The sequence below is a fragment of the Halorhodospira sp. 9622 genome, assembly GCF_022228025.1.
GTDB classification, from domain to species: Bacteria; Pseudomonadota; Gammaproteobacteria; order Nitrococcales; family Halorhodospiraceae; genus Halorhodospira; species Halorhodospira halophila_A.
In genome coordinates, this window is sequence record NZ_JAJNRE010000058.1 from 1 (window position 1) to 3,339 (window position 3,339).

A 3,339-nucleotide genomic window follows, 5' to 3' on the forward strand; every position below is an offset into this window, starting at 1 on the left:
GTGCCGATCGCAGCGACGCTGATCAACGCAGGAGTGATCCATGCAGCAGAAGATGCGTACGGGCGCACTTGTACTCGCCGCCGGTTGGATGCTCGGCGGCTGTGCGGGCACCGAGACGACGCCGGTGCCTTTGGGCGACGGCGCCGAGGGCACGCTCATTGACTGCTCGGGCTGGCGGTTGGGGGTGAGTGATTGCATTGAGGCGGCGAACGAGCGCTGTGATGGCGAGTATCAGGTGCTGGCGAGCACCGCCGAGCAGTGGCAGGCGCGGACCGGGGTGACGGGTCTGCTGTCGGATCTGGACCGGGCGATGATCATCCGCTGCGCCGATGAGTGACGGCGCCGGGCAGAGTTTCCCGCGGGTGCGGCGGCTTCAGATCGGCTACTCGCCGCTCGAGGACCGGGTGCTGCTGCGTCTGGAGATGGTCACCGGCGAGCAGCGCTCGGCGTGGATTCCGCGCCGTGTGCTCGGCCGTGTGCTCGGGCGGCTCAATGATGCGCTCAAGCGCAGTCACCCGGCCGGCGAGGGGCAGCCGGCGGCGGATGCGGTGATGGCCATGGAGCATGTCGCCGCGCGCTCGGAGCTGGCCGGGCAACGCCAGAGCACCGACGAGGGTGCGGCGGAGCAGCCGCGCGGGGGTGAGGATGGCGATGGTGCGCAGCCGGTTGAGGACGGGTCGTATCTGATCACGCAGGAGCGGATCGACATCCAGCAGGGCCAGGTCGTGGCGGGGCTGCTCGGTCACGATCTACCCAGCGCCCCGGGGCTTGCTCTCACGCCGCGGCCGGTTGGAGCGCTCTCGCTCTCGCGCACTCAGGCGCATGAGCTCCTTCGCATGCTCACCGAGCAGGCCGAGCAGGCGGGCTGGGGGCTGGCGCGGTCGGTTTCGTGGCTGCGCTGGCTCAGGCCGCGGCGAGAGCGTGGGCAAGGATGAGCCGGCGATGCGTGATTGGATGCATGCGGTCAGCGCTGCGGATGCGCTGATCGGGCTGCTCAACGAGGGGGCTGATGCGCATGCCCCGCAGCCGGCCGGGGTGCTTCGCTGGGTGCTCGGTAGCGCTGGCACGGGGGCGGGTGCGGTGTATGTGCTCATCCACGTGCGCTCGGGGTTTTTGACCGCCGTCCCCCACGCCTGGGGCTCGCCGCGGGTGGAGATTCCGCGGCGGCTGGCTGCCTGCACGCGCGCAGGTGCCCGGTCCTCAGCCCAGGCGGCGGAGGCGGTGGATCGGATCGATAGGGAGACGGTGTGCTTTGACCGGCAGGGATTGCTGCTGCCCGAGCCGGTGCGCCGGCGCATTGAGCGCGCACTTGATGGGGTCGGCTACAGCCCGGGCCCTGAGCAGGCGCTGGCTGAGATTGAAGCGCTCAACGAGCTGCGGCTCAACCCGGCCTTTGGGCGCACGCCGCAGCAGGCCTGGGTGGCCACGCTCGAGTCGGTGGCCGCATCACCGCTGCCGCGGCGCTCGTGGTGGGCGCGTTTTTGCGGCTACGCCTTCGGATCCGATCGATAAGAACAAGAGAAAGGATCGAGCCTATGGAGCAAAACGGCCGATGGAGCGCTGAGGCGGGGGGTGTGCGATGATCGCCCGTTTCAGCGGCGAGCCGGTGTTGATCTACGGGGCGGGCAGCACGGGGGCGCTGCTTGCCCGTGCGCTTCGGGGCAGTTGGCGGTATCGGCCGGTGGCGTTCATCGACGAGGATCCGGGTCGGACCCTTGCGCGGATCGAGCGTCGTCCGGTTTACCCGGTTCAGCACCTGGAGCGGGCCTTGTACCGCCACCGGGTCAGTCGGGTGATCGTCTCGCTGCCCTCGGCGGCGGATGTTCACCGCAGGCGGATTGTCGATCAGCTCCAGGCCCTGGGGGTGCGGGTGGAGACGGTCCCACCCATTGATGAGCTTTTGGCCGGGCGCCGGGCCTTGAGCGATCTGGAGCCGGCGGATGCCCGATCCGGTGTGGAGGCGATCGCCTGCCCCGAGCGGCTGCATGCGGATCTATCGGGTGCGCACGTGGCCCTCACCGGGGCCGGGGGGTCGATCGGGCGGGAGCTTTCGCGCCAGATCGCCCGCCTGGCCCCTGGGCGGCTGGTGCTGATTGAGCGCAATGAGCACAACCTCTATGAAGTCACGCAGCTGCTGCGCTGGGAGGCGGCGCGTGAGGGCCGAGCGCTTTCGATGGAAGCGCACCTGGCCGATGCCGGCGATGCCAAGCGCATGGAGCGCATCCTCGCCGAGGCCGGGGTTTCGGTGGTGTATCACGCCGCGGCGTACAAGCATGTTCCGCTGCTGGAGGCCAATCCGCTGGAGGCGGCGGCGAACAATGTGCTCACCACGGCGCATTGCCTGGAGGCGGCCGAGCGTGCCGGTGTGGGGCGCTTTGTGCTGGTCTCCACGGACAAGGCGGTGCGCCCGACGAGTGTTATGGGCGCGAGCAAGCGTGCGGCCGAGCAGCTGATTCAGTCCCGGGCGCAGGGCGCGGGTGCGATGCGCCTGGCGACGGTGCGCTTTGCCAATGTGCTCGACTCCTCGGGCTCGGTGCTGCCGCTTTTTCGCGAGCAGATCCGCCACGGCGGGCCGGTGACGGTCACCCACCCCGAGGCGCGGCGGTATTTCATGACGATCCCGCAGGCGGCGGCGCTGCTCTTACAGGCCGGTGCGCTGGCCGAGGGCGGGGAGGTCTTCGTCCTGGAGCCGGATGAGGCGGTGCGCATCGAGGACCTGGCCCGGCGACTGATTGCGCTCTCCGGTCTTCGGGTGCGCGATGCCAAGCACCCGCAGGGCGAGATCCCCATTGTCTACACGGGCCTTCGCGAGGGGGAGAAGCTCTCCGAGCAGCTTCTCCTTGGCGAGCAGGTCAGCGGGACGGGGTATCGGCGCATCCTGCGCGCCTGGGAGCCGTCGCAATCGCAGGCGGTGCTCGCCGACGGGGTGCAGGCGCTGGAGCAGGCGGTGGCCGAACGAGACGGGCCGCGTGCGCGGGCGGTACTCGGTGATTTGGTGCCTGAGTACCGGCCGAGCCAAGGCGAGTCGCCGGCGAAGGTACGGCGGCTGCAGGTCGTCGAGCGCGCTTCATAGGGCCAGGGATCCAGGGGGAAGGAGGCAGGCGATGCTGGTACTGGATCGACGCGTGGGCGAGCGGCTTTTGATCGGCGAGGAGATTGAACTGGAGGTGATCGATCTCAAGCGGGGGCGGATCCGGCTCGGGATCGAGGCGCCGGAGGCCGTGGCGATCCACCGCGCCGAGGTGATCGAGCAGCGCAACGCGAAGGAGTCGAGTGGTGAGTCGCAGGAATGAACCCATCCGCCCGGTGCGCGGGTTTGAGGACGCGGAGACCTTTGGT

At 69.5% G+C, this 3,339-nt stretch carries 5 protein-coding genes; all 5 read left to right on the plus strand.

Annotated features, from left to right (window positions below; translation table 11 throughout):
• The first annotated feature begins 40 nt into the window (after positions 1-40).
• The 5 genes from LRG07_RS13455 to LRG07_RS13475 all read left to right on the plus strand — a co-directional run bounded on the left by LRG07_RS13455 (position 41) and on the right by LRG07_RS13475 (position 3,293).
• Complete coding sequence (locus LRG07_RS13455; RefSeq protein WP_238642694.1) at positions 41-337, plus strand: hypothetical protein; 297 nt, start codon at positions 41-43, stop codon at positions 335-337.
• Positions 330-935 (plus strand): hypothetical protein, encoded by a 606-nt coding sequence (locus LRG07_RS13460; RefSeq protein WP_238642697.1) that lies wholly within the window; start codon positions 330-332, stop codon positions 933-935. Before LRG07_RS13455 ends, LRG07_RS13460 begins: the two co-directional genes overlap by 8 nt.
• Positions 936-942: 7 nt before the next feature.
• Positions 943-1,512 (plus strand): hypothetical protein, encoded by a 570-nt coding sequence (locus LRG07_RS13465; RefSeq protein ID WP_238642699.1) that lies wholly within the window; start codon positions 943-945, stop codon positions 1,510-1,512.
• A 67-nt stretch (positions 1,513-1,579) separates the two neighbouring features.
• Positions 1,580-3,073: a polysaccharide biosynthesis protein gene (locus tag LRG07_RS13470; RefSeq protein WP_238642700.1), complete on the plus strand. Its 1,494-nt coding sequence runs from the start codon at positions 1,580-1,582 to the stop codon at positions 3,071-3,073.
• Between the two features lie 31 nt (positions 3,074-3,104).
• Positions 3,105-3,293 (plus strand): carbon storage regulator, encoded by a 189-nt coding sequence (locus LRG07_RS13475; RefSeq protein WP_238642701.1) that lies wholly within the window; start codon positions 3,105-3,107, stop codon positions 3,291-3,293.
• The last annotated feature ends 46 nt before the right edge of the window (positions 3,294-3,339 follow it).